Annotated in this window: 21 protein-coding genes; 12 read left to right on the top strand and 9 right to left on the bottom strand. The window is 71.3% G+C overall.

The window, feature by feature from the left end:
* Nucleotides 1-16: 16 nt before the first annotated feature.
* Entirely contained in the window at nt 17-1060 is a 1044-nt protein-coding gene (locus ACIRB1_RS13515; RefSeq protein WP_403465631.1) for a GlxA family transcriptional regulator, read from the bottom strand.
* A 71-nt stretch (nt 1061-1131) separates the two neighbouring features.
* Between ACIRB1_RS13515 and ACIRB1_RS13510 the strand changes: the two genes are divergently transcribed.
* Entirely contained in the window at nt 1132-2487 is a 1356-nt protein-coding gene (locus tag ACIRB1_RS13510) for an MFS transporter (RefSeq protein WP_403465630.1), read from the top strand.
* A gap of 3 nt (nt 2488-2490) precedes the next feature.
* Here ACIRB1_RS13510 and ACIRB1_RS13505 read toward each other — a convergent pair whose 3' ends face one another.
* The 6 genes from ACIRB1_RS13505 to ACIRB1_RS13480 form a co-directional block, all read right to left on the bottom strand.
* Nucleotides 2491-2784 carry an SCO0607 family lipoprotein gene (locus ACIRB1_RS13505; RefSeq protein ID WP_352183297.1) on the bottom strand — a complete coding sequence of 98 codons (294 nt, stop codon included), beginning with the start codon at nt 2782-2784 and terminating at the stop codon, nt 2491-2493.
* Nucleotides 2785-2900: 116 nt separating this feature from the next.
* A complete protein-coding gene (locus ACIRB1_RS13500; protein ID WP_403465629.1) occupies nt 2901-3506 on the bottom strand; it encodes a flavin reductase family protein in 606 nt (201 codons plus the stop codon).
* 64 nt (nt 3507-3570) lie between these two features.
* The gene (locus ACIRB1_RS13495; protein ID WP_403465628.1) at nt 3571-4374 is read right to left on the bottom strand and encodes an enoyl-CoA hydratase/isomerase family protein; all 804 of its coding nucleotides are present in this window, start codon (nt 4372-4374) and stop codon (nt 3571-3573) included.
* Nucleotides 4371-6596, bottom strand: a complete 2226-nt coding sequence (locus tag ACIRB1_RS13490; RefSeq protein WP_403465627.1) for an acetate--CoA ligase family protein — start codon at nt 6594-6596, stop codon at nt 4371-4373. Before ACIRB1_RS13490 ends, ACIRB1_RS13495 begins: the two co-directional genes overlap by 4 nt.
* 125 nt (nt 6597-6721) lie before the next feature.
* The gene (locus tag ACIRB1_RS13485) at nt 6722-7966 is read right to left on the bottom strand and encodes a flavin-containing monooxygenase (RefSeq protein WP_403465626.1); all 1245 of its coding nucleotides are present in this window, start codon (nt 7964-7966) and stop codon (nt 6722-6724) included.
* Nucleotides 7967-8163: 197 nt separating this feature from the next.
* Nucleotides 8164-9783 (bottom strand): subtype B tannase, encoded by a 1620-nt coding sequence (locus ACIRB1_RS13480; protein ID WP_403465625.1) that lies wholly within the window; start codon nt 9781-9783, stop codon nt 8164-8166.
* 232 nt (nt 9784-10015) lie between these two features.
* On the opposite strand from ACIRB1_RS13480, the gene ACIRB1_RS13475 reads away from it, so the two are divergent.
* From ACIRB1_RS13475 to ACIRB1_RS13450, 6 genes are all read left to right on the top strand, one after another.
* On the top strand, nt 10016-10465 hold the full coding sequence (locus ACIRB1_RS13475; RefSeq protein ID WP_266771302.1) for a DoxX family protein: 450 nt from the start codon (nt 10016-10018) through the stop codon (nt 10463-10465).
* Entirely contained in the window at nt 10465-10887 is a 423-nt protein-coding gene (locus ACIRB1_RS13470) for a Zn-ribbon domain-containing OB-fold protein (RefSeq protein ID WP_403465624.1), read from the top strand. The genes ACIRB1_RS13475 and ACIRB1_RS13470 overlap by 1 nt, the downstream gene beginning before the upstream one ends.
* A gap of 12 nt (nt 10888-10899) precedes the next feature.
* On the top strand, nt 10900-11499 hold the full coding sequence (locus ACIRB1_RS13465) for a GNAT family N-acetyltransferase (protein WP_403465623.1): 600 nt from the start codon (nt 10900-10902) through the stop codon (nt 11497-11499).
* Entirely contained in the window at nt 11496-12374 is an 879-nt protein-coding gene (locus tag ACIRB1_RS13460) for a GNAT family N-acetyltransferase (RefSeq protein WP_403465622.1), read from the top strand. The genes ACIRB1_RS13465 and ACIRB1_RS13460 overlap by 4 nt, the downstream gene beginning before the upstream one ends.
* A 55-nt stretch (nt 12375-12429) precedes the next feature.
* The gene (locus tag ACIRB1_RS13455) at nt 12430-13119 is read left to right on the top strand and encodes a pyridoxal 5'-phosphate synthase (RefSeq protein ID WP_403465620.1); all 690 of its coding nucleotides are present in this window, start codon (nt 12430-12432) and stop codon (nt 13117-13119) included.
* 536 nt (nt 13120-13655) lie between these two features.
* A complete protein-coding gene (locus ACIRB1_RS13450) occupies nt 13656-14834 on the top strand; it encodes an acyltransferase family protein (RefSeq protein ID WP_403465619.1) in 1179 nt (392 codons plus the stop codon).
* Here ACIRB1_RS13450 and ACIRB1_RS13445 read toward each other — a convergent pair.
* A complete protein-coding gene (locus ACIRB1_RS13445) occupies nt 14732-15904 on the bottom strand; it encodes a thiolase C-terminal domain-containing protein (protein WP_403465618.1) in 1173 nt (390 codons plus the stop codon). The two genes, ACIRB1_RS13450 and ACIRB1_RS13445, sit on opposite strands and share 103 nt — an antisense overlap.
* Nucleotides 15905-15980: 76 nt before the next feature.
* Between ACIRB1_RS13445 and ACIRB1_RS13440 the strand changes: the two genes are divergently transcribed.
* A complete protein-coding gene (locus tag ACIRB1_RS13440; protein ID WP_352183309.1) occupies nt 15981-17186 on the top strand; it encodes an acyl-CoA dehydrogenase family protein in 1206 nt (401 codons plus the stop codon).
* Nucleotides 17183-17668, top strand: coding sequence for a nitroreductase family deazaflavin-dependent oxidoreductase (locus tag ACIRB1_RS13435; RefSeq protein ID WP_403465617.1), 486 nt, complete (start codon nt 17183-17185; stop codon nt 17666-17668). Before ACIRB1_RS13440 ends, ACIRB1_RS13435 begins: the two co-directional genes overlap by 4 nt.
* Before the next feature lie 45 nt (nt 17669-17713).
* Here the strand turns inward: ACIRB1_RS13435 and ACIRB1_RS13430 are convergent, their stop codons facing one another.
* A complete protein-coding gene (locus tag ACIRB1_RS13430; RefSeq protein WP_327403296.1) occupies nt 17714-18361 on the bottom strand; it encodes a TetR family transcriptional regulator in 648 nt (215 codons plus the stop codon).
* Between the two features lie 122 nt (nt 18362-18483).
* Here ACIRB1_RS13430 and ACIRB1_RS13425 point away from each other — a divergent pair, with 122 nt between their 5' ends.
* The 3 genes from ACIRB1_RS13425 (at nt 18484) to ACIRB1_RS13415 (ending at nt 22313) form a co-directional block, all read left to right on the top strand.
* Nucleotides 18484-19206, top strand: a complete 723-nt coding sequence (locus tag ACIRB1_RS13425) for a VOC family protein (protein WP_352183311.1) — start codon at nt 18484-18486, stop codon at nt 19204-19206.
* A gap of 179 nt (nt 19207-19385) precedes the next feature.
* Entirely contained in the window at nt 19386-21722 is a 2337-nt protein-coding gene (locus tag ACIRB1_RS13420; protein WP_352183312.1) for a serine/threonine-protein kinase, read from the top strand.
* A 36-nt stretch (nt 21723-21758) separates the two neighbouring features.
* A complete protein-coding gene (locus tag ACIRB1_RS13415) occupies nt 21759-22313 on the top strand; it encodes a hypothetical protein (protein ID WP_403465616.1) in 555 nt (184 codons plus the stop codon).

Genomic DNA, 22313 nt, shown 5'->3' with positions numbered 1-22313 from the left:
TTGAGGGCGCCGCAGGTCAGTCGAGGGTCTCGACCGTGCCGTAGCGCGCTGAAGCGGTGGTGGCTCCCGTCTCCGTGCGGAACGTGCGGCGGTATCCCGTCGGGGTGACGCCCAGGGCCGTCTGGAGATGCTGGCGCATGGACTGGGCCGTGCCGAAGCCGGCGTGTGCGGCGACCTGGTCCATGGAGAGGTCGGTGGATTCGAGGAGGTGGCGGGCGCGTTCGACGCGCTGCTGGGTGAGCCACTGGCCGGGGCTGACGCCGACCTCCTCGCGGAAGCGACGGGTGAAGGTACGCACGGACATCGCCTCCTGCTCGGCCATGTCCCGGAGCTGGAGGGGTTCGTGGAGGCGGCCCAGGGCCCACGCCCGGGCGGCGGTCGTGGTCGCGACCTGCGGGTCCGGGACCGGGCGGTGGATGTACTGCGCCTGGCCGCCGTCGCGGTGCGGCGGTACGACGGTGCGGCGGGCGACGTCGTTGGCCACGGCGGTGCCGTGGTCGCGGCGGACCATGTGCAGGCAGAGGTCGATGCCGGCGGCGACACCGGCGGAGGTGAGGACGTCGCCGTCGTCGATGAAGAGGACGTCGGCGTCGACCTCGATCCCCGGGAAGAGCTCCTGGAAGCGCTCGGCGTCGGCCCAGTGCGTGGTGGCGGGGCGGCCGTCGAGGAGACCTGCGGCGGCGAGGACGTAGACGCCGGTGCAGATGGAGGCGAGGCGGGTGCCGGGGCGGATGTGGGCGAGGGCGGCGGCGAGCTCGGGGGTGAGGACGCCGTCCTCGAAGACCGGACCGAGTTCGTACGACGCCGGGACGATCACCGTGTCGGCGGTGGCGAGGGCCTCCGGGCCGTTCGGGACGTGGATGGCGAAGTCGGCGTCGGTGTCGACCGGGCCGGGCGGACGGACCGAGCAGGTGACGACCTCGTACAGCAGCCGCCCCTCGGCGTCCCGGGGCCGGCCGAAGATGCGGTGCGGGATGCCCAGCTCGAAGGGGAGGATGCCGTCGAGGGCGAGGACGACGACGCGGTGGGGGCGAAACTCCGGCTCGGGCTCTCGACGCATGGCCCAATCCTAGCGAATGCTGTCCTTCGGGCCAGTGGCTCGGGAGGGGCGGATGGCCGAGGCTCATTGACGTGACGCAGACAACCGATGCCACGCCCGGTCCCGGCGCCGCCGAGGAACCCGGCTCCGGACCCGCCCCCGCGCCCGGTGGGGCCGGCCGTCGTAGCCGTACGCGGCTCCATCGCGCCTGGTTCGTCGCGGCGGTCACGTTCGTGACGATCATCGGCGCGGCGGCGTTCCGTTCGCTGCCGGGGCTGCTGATCGATCCGCTGCACCAGGAGTTCGGGTGGTCGCGCGGGACGATCGGGGCCGCGGCCTCCATCAACCTCGCGCTCTACGGGCTGACGGCCCCCTTCGCCGCCGCGCTGATGGACCGCTTCGGCATCCGGCGGGTGGTCGCGGTCGCGCTGACCGTGATCGCGCTGGGGTCCGGCCTGACGGTGTGGATGACGGCGCCGTGGCAACTGCTGCTGTGCTGGGGCCTGTTGGTGGGTCTCGGCAGCGGTTCGATGGCGCTCGCCTTCGCGGCGACGGTCACCAACCGCTGGTTCACCGCACGGAAGGGCCTGGTCACCGGCATCCTGACGGCGGCCTCGGCGTCCGGCCAGCTGATCTTCCTGCCGCTGCTGTCCTGGATAGTCGAGGAGCACAGCTGGCGCCCGGCGGCGGTGACCGTGTCCCTCGCGGCGCTCGCGGTGGTGCCCTTCGTGTGGCTGCTGCTGCGGGACCACCCGGCGGACGTGGGCGCGAAGCCGTACGGCGCGACGGAGTTCGTGCCGAAGCCGGAACCGGTGACCGGCGCGGCCCGCCGCACGGTCTCGGTGCTGTTCAAGGCGGTCCGCACGGGCCCGTTCTGGCTGCTGGCCGGGACCTTCGCGATCTGCGGGGCGTCCACGAACGGCCTGGTCCAGACCCACTTCGTGCCCGCCGCCCACGACCACGGCATGCCCATCACGGCCGCGGCCTCGCTGCTCGCGGTGATCGGCGTCTTCGACGTGGTCGGCACGATCGCCTCCGGCTGGTTCACCGACCGCTTCGAACCCCGCCGCCTGCTCGCCGTCTACTACGCCCTGCGCGGCGTCTCCCTCCTCTTCCTCCCCATGCTGCTGGCCCCCAGCGTCCACCCCCCGATGCTCTTCTTCATCGTCTTCTACGGCCTCGACTGGGTCGCCACCGTCCCGCCCACCCTCGCCCTGTGCCGCGAGCAGTACGGCGAGGACAGCGCGATCGTCTTCGGCTGGGTCCTCGCCTCCCACCAGATCGGCGCGGCCCTCGTCGCCTTCCTGGGCGGGGTCGCCCGGGACGCGTTCGGGTCGTACGACATGGTCTGGTACCTGGCGGGAGCGTTGTGCGCGGTCGCGGCGCTGATGGCGCTGGTGATCCGGCGCCGGCCGGTCGTGCGGGCGGGTGCGGTCGCGGTGGCGTGACCGCTACGGCGCGGAGTGGATGTTGCCCTTCGCGTCCACGGTGTGGGTCTGCCAGTACGTGTCCCACTTGTCCTCGACGTGCTGCGGCACCTTCCCCTTCGGGTAGCGCGCGTAGCCGCTCGGCGGGTTGTCGCCGTTCTTCACGCAGGCACCGCCCATGGTGCTGTCCACGGCCAGGACCGGATACTCGCCCTCGCTGCACATGGCGTCCGCCGTGGAGAACGAACAGGCGGACAGCAGTGCGGAGGCGGATATCAGGACGGACGTGAGAACGGCGACTCTTGTGTGCTTGCTCATGGTGGAGATCCCCCGGTCAGATGCTCGAATCGGTCTGAGAGCAAGACTGTCGGAGGAGCGGCGGACCTTCATGAGTACGCGGGCTCAGAACCGGAGCGCGGGTTACTCAGGAGCACTCAGACGAACCGGCCCCGATGGAACAGCAGGGGCGCTCCCTCACCCTCGTCGGCACCCAGCGCGTCCACCCGTCCCACCACGATCAGATGGTCGCCCCCGGTGTGCACCGCGTGGATCGTGCAGTCGACCCAGGCGGCGGCGCCGGTGAGGCGCGGGGAACCGGAGACGGGGGAGGCGTCGTACGGGACGCCCGCGAACTTGTCGGTGCCGCTGACCGCGAAGCCGCGGCACAACTCGCCCTGGTGGGCGCCGAGTACGTTGACGCAGAAGACACCGGCGCGGGCGATGCGCGGCCAGGTCGTGGAGGTGCGGCCGACCATGAAGACGACGAGCGGCGGGTCGAGGGAGAGGGCGGAGAAGGACTGGCAGGCGAAGCCGGCGGGGCCGGGTTCGCCGCCGGCCGCGGGGGCGGTGATCACCGTGACGCCGGTCGCGAACGTGCCCAGTACGCGCCGGAACCGGCCCGGGTCGACCGGTGCCCGCTCGTCGTCCGTGACGCATCGAAGCTCCGGCCGCGGCAGCGCCTCGACAGGCTGCGCGGCCGGAGCGCTTCCGGCCGACCTGAGGTACCGGACGGCTGCTGCCGCCGCCCCTGCGTGTCCCATCACACCCCCATTGAAGCTGACGGGTCATCAGTTAGGAAGGGGTGCGACACCCTCCGCATCCGGCTCATCGCCCCCGGTACTCCGGACTGCGCCGCTCCACGAAGCCGGCCACCCCCTCCCGCGCGTCCTCCGTCGTCATGTTGATCTCCTGTGCCGCCGCCTCCGCCGCGAACGCCGTCGCGCGGTCGGAGTCCAGGGACGCGTTGACGAGCTGCTTGGTGAGGGCGAGGGCGCGGGTCGGACCGGTGGCGAGGCGTTCCGCCCACTCGCGGGCCGTCTTCTCCAACTCCCCGTCCGGTACGACCCTGTTGACCAGGCCGAGCCGTTCCGCCTCCGGTGCGGTCAGCGCGTCGCCGAAGAACATCAGCTCCTTCGCGCGCTGGGGGCCGATGAGACGCGGCAGCAGATACGCGCCGCCGCCGTCCGGGACCAGCCCGCGCCGTACGAACACCTCGATGAACCGCGCCGACTCCGCGGCCAGGACGAGATCGCAGGCCAGGGCCAGATGCGCGCCGAGCCCCGCCGCCGTGCCGTTCACCGCGGCGATCACCGGTTTCTCGCAGTCCAGGACGGCGGCGATCAGGCGCTGCGCGCCCCGGCGGATCACCCGGGCCACGTCACCTGCCACCCGTTCGGCACCGGTCGACGCCCCGCCGCCCCGCAGGTCCGCGCCCGCGCAGAAGCCTCGCCCGGTGCCGGTGAGGACGACCGCCCGGATCGTCGGGTCGGCCGACGCGTCGCCCAACAGGCCTATCAGGACGTCCCGTTGGGCCGGGGTGATCGCGTTCAGGGCCTCGGGGCGGTTGAGGGTGAGGTACGCGACGCCGCCCCCGACCGTGTGCGTGACCTCGGCCGTCGGATCGCTCATCGGCACACCGCCAACGCGTCCAACGCCACCGCGCCCTGCCCCCGCGGCAGCACCATCAGCGGGTTGATGTCCAGCTCCGAGAGCACATCGCCCAGTTCGAGCGCCATGCGCTGCACCCGGAGGATCACCTCCACCAGGGCGTCCAGGTCGGCCGGTGGGCGTCCCCGCACCCCGTCCAGCAGGGGCCGCCCGCGCAGCTCACCCAGCATGTCCCGCGCCGCCTCCTCGCCGAACGGCGGCACCCGTACGGCCACGTCCCGCAGGACCTCCACCAGCACTCCGCCGAGCCCCACGGTCACGGTCGGGCCGAAGAGTTCGTCCTGTGTGACACCGACGACCATCTCGACGCCCCGCTCGACCATCTGGCACACGAGGACACCGTCGAGCGTCACGTCCTCGTAGCGCGCGATGTCCGTCAGCTCGCGGTAGGCGTCCCGGACCTGGCTCGCCGAGGTCAGTTCCACCTTCACCAGGCCCAGTTCCGTCTTGTGGGCGATCTGTCCGCCGGACGCCTTCATCACCACCGGGTAGCCCACCAGCCCCGCCGCCCGTACGGCCGCCGCCGCGCTGGTCACCAACTGCTCGCGGGGGACCCGGATTCCGTAGGCCCGCAGGAGCTGCTTCGCCGCGTGCTCGCTGAGCTGCTGGCCCGGGCGCATCAGGGCCTGGGCCTTGCGGAAGGAGGGGGAGAGGGCGCGGGGGGCCTCGTCGAAGGGGGAGCGGTAGGCGTGCACGAAGCGGTGGTGGGAGAAGTAGGCGCCCAGGGCGGTGATGCAGTTGCCGACCGTGCGGAAGGTGGCCACCCGGGAAGAGCCCAACAGGCGCTCGCGGTAGGCCGGTTCGGTGCCGACCGGTGAGCCCCACACCACGCACACCAGCTTGTCCGTGCGTTCGGCGGCGGCCACCAGGTCCTCCACCAGCTTGTCGCTGAGCGGCGGGAACGGCCCCGTGATCGGACAGACCAGGACCCCCACCCCGGGGTCGTCGAGGATCGCGTCGATGATCTTCCGGCCGCGCCAGTCGCCCACCGGATGACCGCCGTTGTCGACGGGGTTGGCCACGCTCAGGTACGGCGGTATCCACTCGTGCAGTTCGGCCTGCTTGGCGGTCGACAGCTGCGGCAGCCGCAGGCCCGCCTCGCTCGCCAGGTCGGCGAAGTGGGCGCCCGTGCCGCCGGAGATCGAGTAGACGACGACCCCCTCGGCCACCGGGGGCTTCGCCCTGGCCAACAGGGCCGAGGTGTCCTGGAGTTCGTCCAGGCCATCGACGCGGATCACGCCGTACTGGCGCATCGCCGCGTCCACCACCGTGTCCGCGCCGGTGAGTTTGCCGGTGTGGGAGGCGGCCGTACGGGCGCCGGTCTCGGTGCGGCCGACCTTCACCGCGACCACCGGCACCCTGCGGCGGGCGGCGCGGTCGGCGGCGAGGAGGAAGGAGCGGCCGTCCTTGAGGCCCTCGATGTAGCAGGCGATGGCGCCGACCTCGGGACGCTCGGCGAAGTAGGAGATGAAGTCGGCGGTCTCCAGGTCGGCCTCGTTGCCGGTGGGGGCCCAGTGGGAGAGGCGGATGCCGAGTTCCTGGAGGGCGAAGACCGGGCGGCCCTGGTGGCCGGACTGGGTGATCAGCGCGATCGCGGGGCCGTCCAGGTCCTCGCGGAAGTGCTCGAAGGCGTTGAGGTTGGTGTTCGGGCCGAGGAGGCGCAGGCCCGACCGGCCCACGGCGGCGGCGAGCCGGGCCTGCGCCTGCGCGCCCTCCTCGCCGGTCTCCGCGAACCCGGACGCGAAGGCGACCGCGAACTTCACCTTCGCCTCGGCGAGTTGCTCGATCACCGGGAGCGGGTCGGCCACCAGCACCACGGCCAGGTCGACCTGTTCGGGGAGGTCGGCGACGGAGGGGAAGCAGGGGACGCCGAAGACCGTCGTACGGGTGGGATGGACCGGGTGGAGCCGGGCGCCCACCCGCCCCGCCCAGGCCATGAGCTGGCGGGTGATGCCGGTGTTCGGGCGGCCCTCCGCGTCCGAGGCGCCGATCACGGCGACCGACTCGGGGCGGAAGAACCGGTCCAGGTCGGGAACGCCGGCGTACAACGGACGCCCTCCGACGTCGAGATCGTCGACGTCGGCGGGCCTGCCGTGGACGGCGGGGCCGGGTTGCTCACCGCAGGCGATGACCCGGGCCCGGCGGGAGTCGGTGGTGAGGGTGCCGTGGGTTGATCCAAGCATCGGTTCGCCCCGCTCCTGTGTGACGTGACAGTCGTGACAGCGCAAATAATTGACGCACTGTCAGATTACTGAACTGACAGTGCGTCAGGAACTGTCGTGCACGCAAAAGACGGGCGGACCCCGGGTCAGGAGGCGGCGGGCACACCCTTCCGGGCGCTCTTCGCGGCCTTCTTGGCCTCTCTCCTGGCTTCCTTCCGGGTCTCCCTGGCGAGCGCCTTCGCGATCTTCTCGGCGTCGATCGCCATCTCGCGGAACATGCCGCTGATCGGGTTGGTGAAGCCGGTGAAGTAGAGGCCGGGCGCGTCCTTCGGGGTGTCCGCGCCGTGCACGACCGGCTTGCCGCGGGCGTCCAACACGCCCAGGTGGCCGACGAGTTGTTCCAGGGAGCGGACGTAGCCCGTGGCCGCGATCACCGCGTCGGGGCCGATGCGGTCGCCGCCGGCGAGGACCACCTTGCCGTCCTCGAAGCTCTCCACCGCCGTCACCACCTCGACCCGCCCCTTGCGCACGGCGTCGATCAGACCGACGTCCTGCACCGGGATCGACCCCTCCTTGACCCGGCTGTACAGCCCGGTGTCGGGGCGTGGCAGCCCCTGCTCCGCCAGGTCCGGCACGCTGAGCCTGCCCACCGGTCCCGCGAGCCGGTCGACCAGGCCGACCGGCAGCCGTCGTACGAGAACGCCTGTGTACTGGGCCGCCCAGCCCGCGGTCGAGCGGCGCAGGATGTGCGGGGCCGTGCGGACGGCGAGGCGGACGCGGGACGCGCCGCCCTCCACCAGGTCGACGGCGATCTCCGCGCCCGTGTTGCCGATGCCGACGACCAGGACGTCACGGCCGGCGTAGGGCTGGGCGTTGCGGTAGTCGGCGGCGTGCAGGAGGTCGCCGGTGTAGGTGTCGCGGCCGGGCCAGTCGGGGATGCGCGGAGTGTGGTTGGTGCCGGTCGCGACGACGACCGCGCGGCCGGTCAGCTCACGGCCGCCGGTGGCGTGCAGCAGCCAGCCGGCGCCGTCCGCCGAGCGCTCGACGCGGGAGACCTCGACGCCGGTGACGATCTCCAGCTCGTGGACCTCGGCGTACTTCTCCAGATAGCGCACCACGTCGTCCCGCGAGACCCAGCGGCCGAACGGGCGCGGTATCGCGAGTCCGGGCAGCGCCGAGAGCCGCCGCGTGGTGTGCAGATGGAGGCGGTCGTAGTGCCTGCGCCAGGAGGCTCCGACCCGGTCCGACTTCTCCAGTACGACGGCACGGATGCCCTGTGCGCGCAGCGCGTACGCGGCGGCGAGACCGCCGGGGCCGCCGCCGATGACGTACACGGGACGGTCTGCGTGGTTCTGCGCCGCGAGGATCGGGGACGCTGTGGAGTCGGCCATGAGCGCGAGCGTAATCACGCACTACGTTGATGGGTCTCGGTCAAGCCCGGAATTGGTTGCGGATTGATCACGGGTGTGGAGGACCGGGTGAGACCGGTGGCGTAGGGGCTCTGGTTGTGGGATGCGGCCGGGAACGAGGACGACGCCGAGCCCGCGGGGTGCGCGGTGGGGCTCGGCGTCGCGGTCGGTTGCGGTGCCTACGTGTGCTTGGCCCTGTGGCCCGTCACCTGGGCGATCCAGGTGATGAAGTCGCCCGGGTCGGTGTTGGCGCCGTGGCCCTCGTCCCAGTAGTAGAGGTGGTTCACGTCGTCGCCCAGGTTGTCGAGGCGGGCGGCGAGGTTGGCGGCGACCGTCAGCGCGGTGTCCGAGTCCTTGGTGCCGAGCCGGATCCACCAGTGCTTCGAGCGGTTCGGGTTGACCTTCTCGACCAGGTGGTACATCGGGTTCATCAGGTCGAGCTTCTCCGGGATGTCGCCGGCGACGCGCTTGCCGCTGAGGCCCGTCGAGTCGTTCTTCGCGCCGTACGCCGTGAAGTGGCGGGCCGACGTCGTGCCCGTGCCGAACTCGTTGTTCTCCCCGGCCGACAGGTCGAAGGCGTCGAACGCGGGGGCGTCCTTCTTGCGGGCGCCGACGTGGGTGAGGAAGTCGCTCCAGGTGAAGGTGGCCCTGCCGCCGGACCAGGTGATGAAGGTGTTGGCCTTCAGGTAGGTCGCGCGGGCGGTGTCCGAGAGGGCGGCGAGGTACGTGGTCGCCAAGGGCTCCAGGTACTGCCTGACCATGTACTCGTCGAGGTTGCGGGCGTTCAGCGGGCCGAAGCCGCCGAGGCCGCGCAGCTTCAGACCGGCCTGGTACTCGGCGAACTGGGCCTGTAGCGCCTTGGACACCGTCTGGTTCACCTGCTTGCCGATGCTCAGGTCGTTGGCGCCCCAGTTCCACTCGTAGGCGCCGTCCGCGTGCTCCAGGTCCGTGATCGGGCACCAGGCGCCGGTCGCGAAGATCGCGTCGGAGGCGTCGGCCGCGCCCAGCGCCTTGAGGTACGGGTCATAGGCCGGGCTGTCGCCGGAGGCGCCGAGGAGGGACGACAGGGCGCCACCCGCGCTGGTGCCCGCGGAGACGATCCGCTCGACGTTGCCGGGGATACGGCCCTTGTTCGCCCTGATGTAGCGGACCGCGGCCTTGAGGTCGACGATCGCTGCGGGGGCGGTGCCGTAGTACTCGCCGCTGGAGTTCTTGAGGGTACGGCCGCGGGCGCCGGGCTCGATCACGACGTAGCCGGCGGCCAGGGCGAGGAGCTGGTTGCTGGAGGTGGCGCCGCCGGTGGCGTTGGTGTTGCCGTTGGCGCCGGGGGCGGAGGCGGCTGCGCTCGGGGCGGCCGAACCGCTTGCCGTACCGCCGGTCGAGCCCGTGGGGGCGCCGCTGGGGGCCGCGCCGCCGCCCATCGCGGAACCGCCGCCGCCGACCTCGGTGGCGGTCGACACGGAGGCGGGGAGGTAGCCGCCGACGGAGTTGGCGAGCAGGATCGGCGCGTTGCTCGCGTCGACCGCCTTGCCGTCGATCTCCACCGGGGCGCTGACGATCAGGGACTGGTAGGTGGCGTCGACCGGCTTGGCGACGTACGTGATCGCCTTCCAGAAGTGGTAGACCACCGTGTGCTCGGTGCCGGCGGTGTCCGTGACCGTCTTCGTCAGCTTCGTGCAGGCGTCCGGGTCGAAGACCAGGGAACCCGAGGACGACGACGACTTCGAGTCGCTCGACGCGTTCGCGCTGAGTGCGATACCGCCGACCGCCGCGACACCGGCGGTCGCGCCGATGCCCATGACTACCGTCCTGCGCTTGACTGCCCTGTGCTTCACCGTGCTGCCTCTCGTCTTACCGACCGCGTCGTCCCGACCGCTCCTTGGCCTTGCGCTTGCGAACGTAATCGGGGCTGAACAAAATCGTCAACAATCTGCCGGACGTTCATGGGGGACCCACAGCGGCATGGCCGGAACACAGGATTTTCATGGCCGGCTCTCGGCTTTCCTCAGCTTCTGACGTACCGTCAGATTCATGGATGCGATCTGGCTCAGCGGAGCGGACTGGCTCGCGGTCCTCCGCATAGGACTCGGGCTGTGGTGGCTGGAGAGCTGGCGGCACAAGGACAAGAAGGCGTGGTTCGAGCGCGGCACGGGCATCGCGTGGGCGTCCGACGTCGCGGCCAAGCACCGCTGGACGGCGGTCCGTTCGGGCTTCGACACGGTGGTCGCGCCGCGCCCGCGCGCCATGTCCTACGTCGTCGTCTACGCCGAACTCGCGACCGGCCTCGGCCTGGTCGCGGGGTTCCTCACCCCGGCCGCCCTCGTCGGGGGCCTGCTCCTCAACGTCCTCTACTTCACGCTCATGATCCACGACTGGGCGGAGCAGGGACAGAACGCGATGATGGCGCTCATCTCGGTCGTGGCGCTGTTCGCGATGTCCTGGCAGGTGTGGTCGGTGGACGCGGCGCTGGGGTGGTTCTGATGGGCGAAGCGCGGTTCGACGTCCCCGAGCCCGACGCCTTCACCCGCACCTACTGGGACGCGGCGGCGCGGGGCCGGCTCCTCCTCCGCCGCTGCGCGGACTGCGGGCGCGCCCACCACTACCCCCGCGAGTTCTGCCCCCACTGCTGGAGCGAGCACGTCACCTGGGAACCCGCGAGCGGCCACGCCACCCTCTACACCTGGTCCGTCGTCCACCGCAACGACCTCCCGCCCTTCGGGCAGCGGGTGCCGTACGTCGCGGCCGTCGTCGACCTCGCGGAGGGACCCCGGATGATGACGGAACTGGTGGAGTCCGGCACGGCCGAACTGCGGGCCGGGACCCCGGTCTACGTCGCGTTCCGGGACGGGGTGCCCGTGTTCAGGCTGAGGAAAAAAGACGTATCCGGTGCACGGGGCGCTTGATTCAATGGCGCGATGGCCCACATACGCGAGCGGTCCCTCCAGCGCCCCTTCCCCGAGCTGAACGGTCACGGACTCCGGCTGCGCCCCTGGGACCCCGACGCCGACAGCGACGTGACCGACTGGCTGCGCGGAGTCTCCGACCCCGAGTTCCAGCGCTGGAACACCCCGCTACGGCCGATCACGGACGCCACCAGCGCCCGTAACTCGCTCCGCTCCCGCGCCGAGAGCGCGGAGGACGGCGTCAGCGCCTCGTTCTGTGTCACCGACGCGGCCAGCGGTACGACGCTGGGGCACATCGGCGTCAACGACATCGACCACATCGTCCGCGTCGCCCGTGTCGGCTACTGGACCCTGCCCGAGGCCCGCGGCCGGCACGTCGCCGTCCGCGCCCTCACCCTGGCCGCCCGCTGGGCCCTGACCGACCTGGGCCTGCACCGCCTCGAACTCGGTCACGCCCTCGGCCACGACGCGTCCTGCCATATCGCCGAACGCTGCGGCTTCCCGGCCGAGGGAACCCTGCGCGGGGCGATGTTCGAGGCCGGCAGCCAGAGCACCTTCCGCGATGTACACCTGCACGGCCGCCTGGCCACGGACCCGGAGACCGACGCGTGACACCGACCGACTGGCACATCACCGGCGACCTGACCGACTTCCTCACCCGGGCGGGCGAGTTCCTGCGTTCGCGCCCCGCACTGCACACGGTCCATCTGACGGTGACGGAGGCGCTGCGCGGCCGGGGGCTCCGCGTCTACGGCGAGGGTGACCCGGTGTTCGGTCTGCTGGAACGGGACGGGGAGGTACGGGGCGCGTTCTTCCGTACCCCGCCCGGTCGCCTGATGCTGACCCCGCTGGGGGGTGGGGAGGCCGGCGGGCTGGCCGCCCAACTGGCTGCGCGAGGGGACGAGTTGCCGGGAGTCATGGCTGAGCTGGACACGGCAGCGGAGTTTGCGGAGGAGTGGGGGCGGCGGACGGATTTGGACTGCCGACTTTACGCACGTCAACGCCTGTACCGTCTGGGCGAGTTGACGCCCCAGCGGCCCTCGCCGCCGGGTCGTCCTAGGGTTGCGACGGCTGACGATCGCGAGCAACTCATGCGCTGGTACGTCGAGTTCACCGAGGCGATCGGGGAGAGCGGTCCTTCGCAGGACCCCGGTGAGTGGGCCGACGCGCGGATCGCGTACGGCGGGATCACGTTCTGGGAGACCCCGGACGGTACGCCGGTGTCCATGGCCGGGATCACGCCGAAGGTGGCCGGTCAGGTGGGGGTGGCTCCCGTCTACACCCCGGCGGAGTTCAGGGGCCGGGGTTACGCGGGGGCGGTGACTGCGGAGGTCAGCGGGATGGCGAGGGCGGCTAACGCGGAGGAGGTGCTTCTCTTCACCGATCTGGCCAATTCGACGAGCAACGCGCTGTACCAGCGCCTCGGGTATCGGCCTGTGGAGGACTTCGCGGGCTATGACTTTCGCGCCGGGTCTTCCGTGAGGTGACTCGCCTCGGGCTGCGGCTTCCGCGCCGGGGCGTTCCCGAGGTGATACTCACCTCATGGCAACGGGAACTGACCTTCACGAACTGCTTCGATCGCTACGCGTATGGGACCCCGAGCTGACCAAGCTCCCGCCCCTGGACCCGGCCACGGCACCGGACGCGCCTCTCCCCCTGTTCACCACCTGGTTCGCGGAGGCGGTGGCGGCCGGGGAGACGGAGCCGCATGTGATGTCGCTGGCGACGCGGGACGGCGATCCGGCTACCGAGGGCGGTGGGCTGCCCGATGCGCGGATGGTGATGCTGCATGGCGCGGACGAGGAGGGGTGGTCCTTCGCCACTCACACCACCAGTCGCAAGGGTCACCAGCTCACGACGTTTCCGTACGCCGCTCTCGCCTTCTACTGGCCCCTGCTGGGGCGTCAGGTTCGCCTGCGTGGGCCGGTCGTCTCGGCGACCTCGGCCGAATCCCAGGCAGATCTCCATGCTCACTCGACCGGGGCCCTCGCTGCCGCACTGACCGGCCGTCAGAGTGCTCCGCTCTCCTCCCTGGCCGAGTTGGCGCAGGCCTCGGAAGCGTCCTGGGCGCTGGCTCAACGCGAGCCGGAGACTCCGGCTCCTTCCTGGTGTCTGTATCGGGTGTTCCCGGACGAGGTCGAGTTTTTTCAGGGGGATGCTCTGCGACGTCATGTGCGGCTGAGTTATGTCCGTGGGGAGCGGGGTTGGTCTAGGGGGTTGCTCTGGCCCTGAGCCTGGGGGGGCGGGTTGGCCACTCGCTTCTTGGTCAGTGTCGGGCTTCCGCGGCCCGAGTAAAGGGCGCTCCCTGCGGTCGCGTCGGCTGCGCCGATTTCGCTGCGCTTCACCCTTGACTCGGGCCGCTCCAGCCCGTTGGAGAAGCGAGCGAGTGGCCCGGAGGAAACGGGTGGCCCGGGTGCCTACGCCCTTGCCTGTACTGGGGTGTGTGGCGGTGTGGGCGGTGCGCTGTCGCGTCTCGCCTGCACGCCGGGTCGGCTTAGCGGCTATCGCCCGGTGGGTGGGGGCGTATCGCGGGTGAGTGGTCAGCGGTCGCCGGGTGGGTGGGTGCTGGAAGCTGTGGGTGAATCTAACTGGTGTGGGGTGGGGTGACTGGTTAGGAAAGGGTGCGGCTTGCGGAGGGGTGGTGCGGGCGTCGGCTGGTTGTTGTTGAACTTCGTGGCCGGGTGGCGCGTACCACTTGCCGAGGGCCGTGTCGGAGAAAGGGTCTGGCGATTTCCGTCTCAGTGGAAGTTCGGACGAGCAGCGCACCCGTGCGTCGGCAGGTGCTGGGGCTGGACGGTCTTCGCGGGCTGGCCGCGCTGTATGTGGTGCTGTTCCACTGCTGGCTGTACACCTTCCCGGGGTACCCGAACAGTTCGGCGCCCAGGGTTCTGGACGTGCTGATGTTCGGGCGGCTCGCCGTCGTCTTCTTTCTGGTGTTGTCCGGCTTCTCGCTCGCCATCTCGCCGGCCCGGCATGGCTGGCGGACCGGGGGAGTCGGTCGGTTCCTGCGGCGGCGCGCCTGGCGCATCCTTCCGCCGTACTGGGCCGCGCTGGCCATGAGCCTCGGGGTTTCGCTGTTCTTGGTCCCGGCCTCGCACTACGGGCCGCCCACCGGCTCGTCTGTCCTTGTCTACGGCCTTGTCCTCCAGGACGTGTTCTTCGCTCCGACTCCGAACGGCGCTTTCTGGTCGATCGGGGTGGAGGCCGAGCTGTATCTCCTTTTTCCACTGGTCCTTCTTGTTCGGCGGCGGTTCGGTGCGGCGGCGGTCGTCGCCTGCGTGACGCTTCCGGTGGTCGTCCGTGGGCTGCTGGCCCCTGGCGCCAATCCGGTCGAGGGCGACAACTGGCTTGCCCCGCATCTTGCGCCCGTGTTCGTCGTGGGTGTGGTGGGGGCGGGGGTCGTCGTCGCGTCGGAGCGTGTCCGGCGGCTGCCGTGGGGGTGGTTCGCCGTCCTGGCCGCCCTGCCCGTCGTGGTGCTCGGTGTCGTGCGGGGGTCTGTTTGGAGCGTGCACCATTATTTCTGGGTCGACCTCGCCGTCGCCCCTGCCATGACGATGCTGATCGCCGCCGTCGCCACCGGCCAACCCGCTCGGCTTGTACGGCTGTTGACCGCCCGGCCGTTGCGGGTGCTCGGCGATGCCTCCTACAGCCTCTACCTGATCCACCTGCCGGTCGTCCTGGTCGTCATCCGTCGCGTCGCCCCGCATGTGGTCGCGCCCGGGCTGCCCACCTTCTGCTTCACGCTGCTCGTGGGTCTGCCCGTCTCGGTGTCGGCGGCTTGGCTGTTCTCCCGGATCTTCGAACTGCCCTTCAAGCGCAACCGGTCCTGGAAGGCCCTGCTGGCTCAGTCCCGCCCCAGTACCACCGTCCCCGAGGAGCAGAACCAGCCGCCGGTTCCCGAGGCGACCCCCAGTCGCGGCAACTCGCCGTCCGCGCCCGTCACTTGACGCGCCCCGCCCTCGCCCCGCAACTGCCGCACCGCCTCCACCAGCAGGAACAGGCCCCGCATTCCGGGGTGTTGGGCCGACAGTCCGCCGCCGTCCGTGTTCACCGGCAACTCCCCGCCCTCCACCCGCAACCGCCCCTTCTCCACAAAGGCACCCCCCTCACCCTTCGCGCAGAAACCCAGGTCCTCCAGCGTCACCAACGTCATGTAGGTGAACGCGTCGTAGATCTCCGCGAAGTCGATCTCCGACGCCTCGACTCCCGCCCGCTCGAACGCCAGTCGGCCGCTCACCGCCGCCGGTGAGACCGTGAAGTCCGGCCACTCGGACATCGCGGCGTGCGAGACATGCTCCCCGGTGCCGAGCACCCACACCGGCGCGGTACGGCAGTCCCGTACGTACTCCTCGGCCGCCAGCAGTACCGCCGCGCCGCCGTCGGACCGTATGCAGCAGTGCAGTTTGGTGAACGGGTCGGCGATCATCGGGCCGGAGAGGACGTCGTCCACGGTGATCGGGTCGCGGAACATCGCCTCGGGGTTCAGGGCCGCGTTCGCCCGGGCCTGCACCGCCACCTCCGCCAACTGCTCGATCGTCGTGCCGTGTTCGAGCATGTGGCGGCGCGCGGCCATCGCGTACTTGGCGATCAGGGTGTGGCCGTAGGGGACCTCGAACTGGAGGGGGCCCCGTGCGCCGAAGGAGAGGTCGCCCGTTCTGCGGCCCGCCTTGATGTCGGCTCGGGCCGTCGAGCCGTAGACCAGGAGGACGGCGTTCGCGTGGCCCGCCGCTATCGCGTCCGCCGCGTGGGCCGCCATGACCTCCCAGGTCGAGCCGCCCACGGAGGTGGAGTCGACCCAGGTGGGGCGCAGGCCCAGGTATTCGGCCACCTCCACCGGCGCCAGGGTGCCCAGGCCCGCCGACGCGAAGCCGTCGACCATCTCCCTTCCCAGGCCCGCGTCCGCCAGTGCGCGGCGGGCCGCCTGGGCGTGCAGGGCGTAGGGGGTTGCGTCGTCCACGCGTCCGCAGTCGGACAGGGCCACGCCCACCACGGCGACCTTGCGGCTCCCCACTGGCATGAGGGGCCTCCTCCCTCTGTGCATATCGTGCCCGGACTCCTAATATGACGGACCGTCAGATCTGGAGGGAAGTGCCATGGACGCCAGCTTCACCGCCGAGCAGGACGAGATCCGCCGTACCCTCCGCGAACTGCTCCACAAGCGGTGCGGCCCCCAGGAGTTGCGTGCCGCCGTCGACACCCCCGCCGGACACGACCCCGCCCTCTGGACCGCCCTCGCCCGGCAACTGGGCCTGCCCGGACTCGCCCTCCCCGAGTCCTACGGCGGTATCGGCTGCTCGGTGACCGAACTCGCCCTCGCGGCCGAGGAGATGGGCCGTTTCCTCGCCCCCTCGCCGCTCCTCGCCACCGCCGTGCTCACCGCACCCCTCGTCCTCGCTCTCGGCACCGACACCCAGCGCGCCCGCCTGCTGCCCCGCATCGCGGCCGGCTCCCTCACCGCCGCCCTCGCCGTCCCCGGCACCGAACTCACCACCGCCCTCACCCTCACCGGCCCCAACGGCGGGGAATGGGCGGGGGGCGGACGCGCGGGCGGGGTGCAGGCCCGGCAGGTCGCGGACGCCGGGTGGCGGTTGTACGGGCAGGTCGCGCAGGTGCTCGACGGGCACAGCGCCGATGTGCTGCTGGTCGCCGCCCACGCCGGGGGGTTCGCCCGGTCGCGGACCCTGCTCTTCCTCGTCGCGGGCGACGCGGACGGGCTCGTACGCACACGGCAGACCGCCCTCGACGCGACCCGGCCGCAGGCCCGCCTCGAACTGCGGGACGTGGCCGCCGAGTTGCTCGGTGAGGACGACGACAGCGCCCCCGGCGGTCCCCGCGTCCTCCGCGAGCTCTCCGCCACCGGCGACACCGTCGCCGCCGTCCTCGCCGCCGAGGCCGTCGGTGCCGCCGACCGCGCGCTGGAGCGGACCGTCCAGTACGTCAAGCAGCGGGAGCAGTTCGGGCGGGCGATCGGGTCGTTCCAGGCGGTGAAGCACCGGCTGGCCGATGTGTACGTGCAGGTCCAGGCCGCCAAGTCGGCCGCCTATTACGCCGCTTGGGCAACCGGCCAGGGGGAGCGGGTCGGTGGGCTCGCGCTCGCTCAGGCGCTGGAGGCGCTGCGGACCGCCGCCGCCGAGGGAATTCAGTTGCACGGCGGGATCGGCTTCACCTGGGAGCACGAGGCCCATCTCTACTTCAAGCGTGCCACCGGGGACGAGCTGCTGTTCGGGCCGGTGCACCGGCTGCGGGCGCATGCCGCCGAGGGGGCGCATCTCTTCGAGAGCCGCGAGGTGACGGTGTGATCGGTGTGCGTGCGGTGCAGAAGGTGTCGTCGACACGGGCGTTCGCGCGGATCGCCCCCCATGTCATCCCCGCCATGGACCGGACCGTGCACCGGCTCACCCGCGGGAAGGTGCTGCTCAGCGCCCAGATGCTGCCGGGGGTGATCCTGACCTCCACCGGGGCGCGGAGCGGGCAGCCGCGCCGAAGTCCCCTTGCCTGTATGCCGGAAGCCGGTGGCTGGGTTCTGATCGGGTCCAACTTCGGGCGTACCGGGCATCCCGCCTGGACGCACAACCTGATCGCCCATCCCGACGCCGAGATCAGCTGGAAAGGGGAGGAGATCCCCGTCACCGCACGGCTGTTGGAGGAGGAGGAGCGGGCCGCGGTGTGGAAGGCCGCGCTGGCGTTCTGGCCGCCGTACGCCACGTATCAGCGACGGATCGAGCGGGAGATCCGGCTGTTCCGGATCACACGCAGGGCAGGCGGTGGTCCACCGGAGTGAACCACCGCCCACGAGACAGGACTTGGGACCTGGAAGCAGGGACTCCTACTTCGTCGGCTTCTTGCCGGTCACGCCCAGGTGGACCAACAGCGCCAGGTTCGGCTTGAGTTCAGCCTGCTTGACGCCCCACGTCTGGAAACCCTTCTGGTGCGAGGCGACGGCCGCGAGCATCGCGACCAGTGAGCCGGCGATCGCCGCCGGGTTCACGTCCTTGTCGACCCTGCCCTTGGCCTGCAACTCGGCGACGGCGTCCGAGAGGGAGTTGTTGACGGAGTTCAGGATCTTCATCCGGATCTTGTAGAACCGTTTGTCCCCCTCGGCGGCTCCGAGGTCGACGACCCTGAGGATCGCGTCGTTGCGCCGCCAGAACTCCAGGAAACCGTCCACGAGTTCCTGGGAGGTCTGCCAGCCCGCCTTGCCGACCCAGGAACGGCCGGCCAGGAGTTCGGTCAACTGACCGCCCTCCGTGGCCATTTGCTCGGCGATCTCCAGGACGGCGCCTTCGACGTCCGGGAAGTACTGGTAGAAGGTCGCGGGTGAAGTCCCCGCCTTCCGGGCGACATCGATGACTTTGACGTCCCGGTAAGGGGAGGAGCTGAGCATCTCGCTTAGGCAGTCGAGCAGCTTCTGCCGGGTCGCCTGCCCACGCCGGCCGGCCACGCGGCCATCGACGGTACGCACTTGTCCTGTCATGCCGTCAGCTTACCGAGGGGTGATCGGAGCGCGATTCGGCCGACTGCAAATGGGGTGCACGAGGGTCCGGAGGGTGGTGTGCCTGGTCTGCGGGGTGCGTGCGTCGCCGTTACTTTGACGGTATGGCCGAAAACAGGGCATCCGCGTACGGAGAGGGCGTCCCCTGCTGGGTGGACGCGCAGCTTCCGGACCTGGCGGCGGGCAGGCGGTTCTACGGTGAGCTCTTCGGGTGGACCTTCGAGGAGGCGTACGGCGGCTCCGTATGGGCCCGCAAGGACGGAGAGGCCGTCGCGGCGCTCGCCCACAAGGCGGACGGGCGCATGCCGACCGTGTGGACGGTGTACTTCGCGACCCCGGACGTGGTGCGGCTGAGCGGACGCATCCGGGAGGCCGGCGGCCAGGTGGTGACCGCGCCGGTGGCCGTGGGGGAGCTGGGCACCGCCGCTCTCGCCGCCGATCCGGAGGGGGCCGTCTTCGGGCTGTGGCAGGCGGCCCGGCACCCCGGTTTCGGGACCCGGCACAAGGCCGGCACCTTCGGCTGGGCCGAGCTGTACGCCCGCGACACGGAGAGCGCGAACACCTTCTACGGCGGACTTTTCACAGACGCCCTGTTCGGCCCGGACGCCGCTCCCGACTTCGGGCGGGCGCCCGTCTCCGACGTCTTCCCGGTCGAGATGCCCCCGCACTTCCTCGTGCACTTCCGGGTCGAGGACATCACCGCCGTGCTGGGAACCGTGCACCGGCTGGGCGGGCGGGTGCAGGTTCCGCCCTTCGAGACGTCGTACGGGAAAGTGGCGGTCGTCACGGACAATCAAGGGGCGTCGTTCGCGCTGCTGCAACGCTGACACCTGGACGTTTGTCCGGAGATATGGCGAGACACCCCGATTAGTCGCCGGGTTCGCAACCTGTGGCCCGGCCAGGAAGAATCGGGGTGCGTGCCGCCATGGCGGTGCGGTGGTGAGACGCTGCACGGGGTCGCGTACATATGTGGGTGGCGTGGCCCGTACGGGGAGGTGGCAGGCAAGTGGTGGATCAGCTGACGCAGCACGATCCGCGGCGGATCGGGCCGTTCGAGGTGCTGGGACGGCTGGGCGCGGGCGGCATGGGGCTGGTCTATCTCGCGCGCTCGGCGTCCGGCCGGCGCGTGGCGATCAAGACCGTGCGGACGGAACTCGCCGAGGACCAGTTGTTCCGGGTCCGCTTCACGCGTGAGGTCGAGGCGGCGCGTGCCGTCTCCGGCTTCTACACGGCGGCCGTGGTCGACGCCGATCCCCGGGCGGCCGTGCCCTGGCTGGCCACCGCGTATGTGCCCGCGCCCTCGCTCGAGGAGATAGTGAACGAGTGCGGGCCGATGCCGGCCCAGGCGGTGCGCTGGCTCGCGGCGGGGGTCGCGGAGGCGTTGCAGTCCATCCACGGGGCGGGTCTCGTCCACCGTGACCTGAAACCGTCCAACGTGCTCGTGGTCGAGGACGGGCCGCGGGTCATCGACTTCGGCATCGCCTCCGGTGTGTCGAACACCCGTTTGACGATGACCAATGTGGCTGTGGGCACCCCGGCCTACATGTCTCCCGAGCAGGCCAAGGACTCCCGCAGCGTCACCGGCGCGAGTGATGTGTTCTCGCTCGGCTCGATGCTCGTGTTCGCCGCCACCGGACACCCCCCGTTCCACGGCGCCAACCCGGTCGAGACCGTCTTCATGCTGCTGCGCGAGGGCCCCGACCTCACCGGCCTCCCGGACGAACTGCGCCCCCTCATCGAGTCCTGCATGCAGATGGAGGCCACCGGCCGGCCCAACCCGGCCGACCTCCAGGCCCAGCTCGCCCCGCACCTCTTCGGCTCCGGCTCCGACGACAGCGGTACGGCCTCGGCCTGGCTGCCCGAGCGCGCGGTCGGCCTGATCGAGACCCGGCGCGGTGGCCGCCCGCCCGTGAAACCGGCGCCCACCAGCGGCCGCAGCGGTGGCGGTCGCGTCGCCGTACCGCCGCCGCCGTCCCACGACCCCGTCGTGCCGGTCCCGGTCGGCGCCCCCGACACCGGGCCCGTACGGCTCGCGGGCGCGCCGGTGCCCATCGGCCCGGGTCCCCGTGTCGCCGACGCCCGCGCCGCCGCCGTGAAGGCGCCCCCGCCGGAGGCCGGCCTCGTCGCCTCCTGGTCCCGGCCCCGGCCCGGCGTCAACGGCGTCGACCCCGCCGCCGTACCCCCGCCCCCCGCGCTGCCCCCGGAAACGGCCTCCGGCTGGCGTCCCTGGCGGTTCCGGATGTCCAACGACGTGTGGGGCACCCCGACCGTCGCGGGCGACCTCGTCTACGTCACCTCCTTCGAGGTGCACGCCCTGGACGTGGCGACCGGCCGCCGTTCCTTCAAGACGCGGGACGTCGCCTGGTCGATGGCGGTCGCGGACGGCCGTATCCACGCCTCGGACGGCCCCACCCTCTTCGCCCTGGACGCCCGCGAGGGCGGTGACCTGTGGCGGCTGTCCACCGACGCCTGGGTGTACTCCCTCAAGGCGGAGCGCGGCACCGTCGTCACCGGCACCCGCGGTGGTGGCGTGCAGGCCTGGGAGGCGTCCACCGGGCAGAAGCTCTGGCAGCTGACCGGCGCGCAGACCGACTTCGAGTCCCCGGAAGCGGGCCCGGCCCTGCACGACGGCACCGTCTACGTGTGGCAGGACGCCCGCCTGCGCGCCCTGGACGCCCGGACGGGCGACGAGCGCTGGTCGTATCCGATCGGCGACGCGGCCTCCTGCGGCGGTGTCCCCGTCCGGATCACCCCCGCCCCCGACGGACACGTGTACCTCGCCGCCGGCACCCGCGTCCTCTCCGTGGACGTCGCGAGCGGCCGGGTCCGCTGGCACTTCGAGGCCCCGGCGGTCTTCCTCTGTCCGCCGACCTTCGCCCCCGGCCCCGCGGTCACGGGCGGCGGCATCTACCTCGCCGACTACCTCGGCACGGTCTACGCCCTCGACGCCGCCGACGGCCGCGACCGCTGGCGTATCGCCACCGAACCGCGCGCCTCCATCGAACCCGTCCTGGTCGCGGCGGGGCACGTCCACGTCGGCAGCGGCAAGGGGCTCTACACCCTCGACGCGGTCACCGGAACACCCAAATGGCGCTTCCAGGCGGGCGGCGACATCGTCGGCGCCCCCGCGGTCGCCGAGGGCCGTATCCACTTCGGCTCCACCGACCACCTCCTGTACACCCTCAAGGCCGACGACGGCCGCCTCCGCTGGAAACTCGCCACCGGCGGCGAGATCACCGGCGCACCGGTCGTCAGGGACGGGGTCGTGTACGCCTGTAGCAAGGACCGCTGCGTGTACGCCCTCGACGCGGAGAAGGGCACGGGCACCGCAAGGACCTCGTGAGCGGCGCCAGTTGACCCAGGTGGGTACCATGATCGGATGCATACGCGGGGGCGCAGGCTCAGATTCACGGCGGTACTGGCACTGACGGTACTCACTCTCACCGGCTTCTCCACGGGACGGCACCACAGCCACAGCCGTCACGGGAGCGGCGGCGGGGGCGGGTGCTCCAGTTCCCGCCAGGACCACGACAGTTCGTCGCCGGGCGGCGGCTCGTCCGACGAGGCGTACGGCTCCGGGACCGGTGGCAGCACCGGTACGCACCGTTCGCGGCCCACCTACCGTTCCACCCCCACGGCGACCTCGTCCGCCTCCGCCCGGCCTCTGAAGGACGGCACCGCGGTGCTCAAGCGGTGCGCGAGCGTGGACGACCCGTACACGACCGTCGAGGTCAGGAACCCGAACGGGCGCGAGGCGCTCTTCACCGTGAAGGTCGCGTACAAGGACAGGACCGGGTTCACCATGGCCGACACAACCCACCAGGTGTATGTGCCCGCGAACGGCAAAGCGACCCTCCGGATGGCCGCCGCCAGTACGGGGGCCCTGGACCGGCTCGATCACTGCGAGGTCGACCCCAGGGCCACCGCGGCCTGA

The sequence above is a fragment of the Streptomyces sp. NPDC096013 genome (genome assembly GCF_044763565.1).
GTDB lineage: Bacteria > Actinomycetota > Actinomycetes > Streptomycetales > Streptomycetaceae > Streptomyces.
Note: the sequence above shows the minus strand (reverse complement) of the source record. Positions and strands in the feature narration are given on the sequence as shown.

Excerpts from the sequence above, each read along its gene's own strand:
- ACIRB1_RS13515 (WP_403465631.1), bottom strand. The coding sequence starts at position 1,060 with ATGCGTCGAGAGCCCGAGCCGGAGTTTCGCCCCCACCGCGTCGTCGTC.
- ACIRB1_RS13505 (WP_352183297.1), bottom strand. The coding sequence starts at position 2,784 with ATGAGCAAGCACACAAGAGTCGCCGTTCTCACGTCCGTCCTGATATCC.
- ACIRB1_RS13500 (WP_403465629.1), bottom strand. The coding sequence starts at position 3,506 with ATGGGACACGCAGGGGCGGCGGCAGCAGCCGTCCGGTACCTCAGGTCG.
- ACIRB1_RS13495 (WP_403465628.1), bottom strand. The coding sequence starts at position 4,374 with ATGAGCGATCCGACGGCCGAGGTCACGCACACGGTCGGGGGCGGCGTC.
- ACIRB1_RS13490 (WP_403465627.1), bottom strand. The coding sequence starts at position 6,596 with ATGCTTGGATCAACCCACGGCACCCTCACCACCGACTCCCGCCGGGCC.
- ACIRB1_RS13485 (WP_403465626.1), bottom strand. The coding sequence starts at position 7,966 with ATGGCCGACTCCACAGCGTCCCCGATCCTCGCGGCGCAGAACCACGCA.
- ACIRB1_RS13480 (WP_403465625.1), bottom strand. The coding sequence starts at position 9,783 with ATGGGCATCGGCGCGACCGCCGGTGTCGCGGCGGTCGGCGGTATCGCA.
- ACIRB1_RS13475 (WP_266771302.1), top strand. The coding sequence starts at position 10,016 with ATGGATGCGATCTGGCTCAGCGGAGCGGACTGGCTCGCGGTCCTCCGC.
- ACIRB1_RS13470 (WP_403465624.1), top strand. The coding sequence starts at position 10,465 with ATGGGCGAAGCGCGGTTCGACGTCCCCGAGCCCGACGCCTTCACCCGC.
- ACIRB1_RS13465 (WP_403465623.1), top strand. The coding sequence starts at position 10,900 with ATGGCCCACATACGCGAGCGGTCCCTCCAGCGCCCCTTCCCCGAGCTG.
- ACIRB1_RS13455 (WP_403465620.1), top strand. The coding sequence starts at position 12,430 with ATGGCAACGGGAACTGACCTTCACGAACTGCTTCGATCGCTACGCGTA.
- ACIRB1_RS13445 (WP_403465618.1), bottom strand. The coding sequence starts at position 15,904 with ATGCCAGTGGGGAGCCGCAAGGTCGCCGTGGTGGGCGTGGCCCTGTCC.
- ACIRB1_RS13440 (WP_352183309.1), top strand. The coding sequence starts at position 15,981 with ATGGACGCCAGCTTCACCGCCGAGCAGGACGAGATCCGCCGTACCCTC.
- ACIRB1_RS13430 (WP_327403296.1), bottom strand. The coding sequence starts at position 18,361 with ATGACAGGACAAGTGCGTACCGTCGATGGCCGCGTGGCCGGCCGGCGT.
- ACIRB1_RS13425 (WP_352183311.1), top strand. The coding sequence starts at position 18,484 with ATGGCCGAAAACAGGGCATCCGCGTACGGAGAGGGCGTCCCCTGCTGG.
- ACIRB1_RS13415 (WP_403465616.1), top strand. The coding sequence starts at position 21,759 with ATGCATACGCGGGGGCGCAGGCTCAGATTCACGGCGGTACTGGCACTG.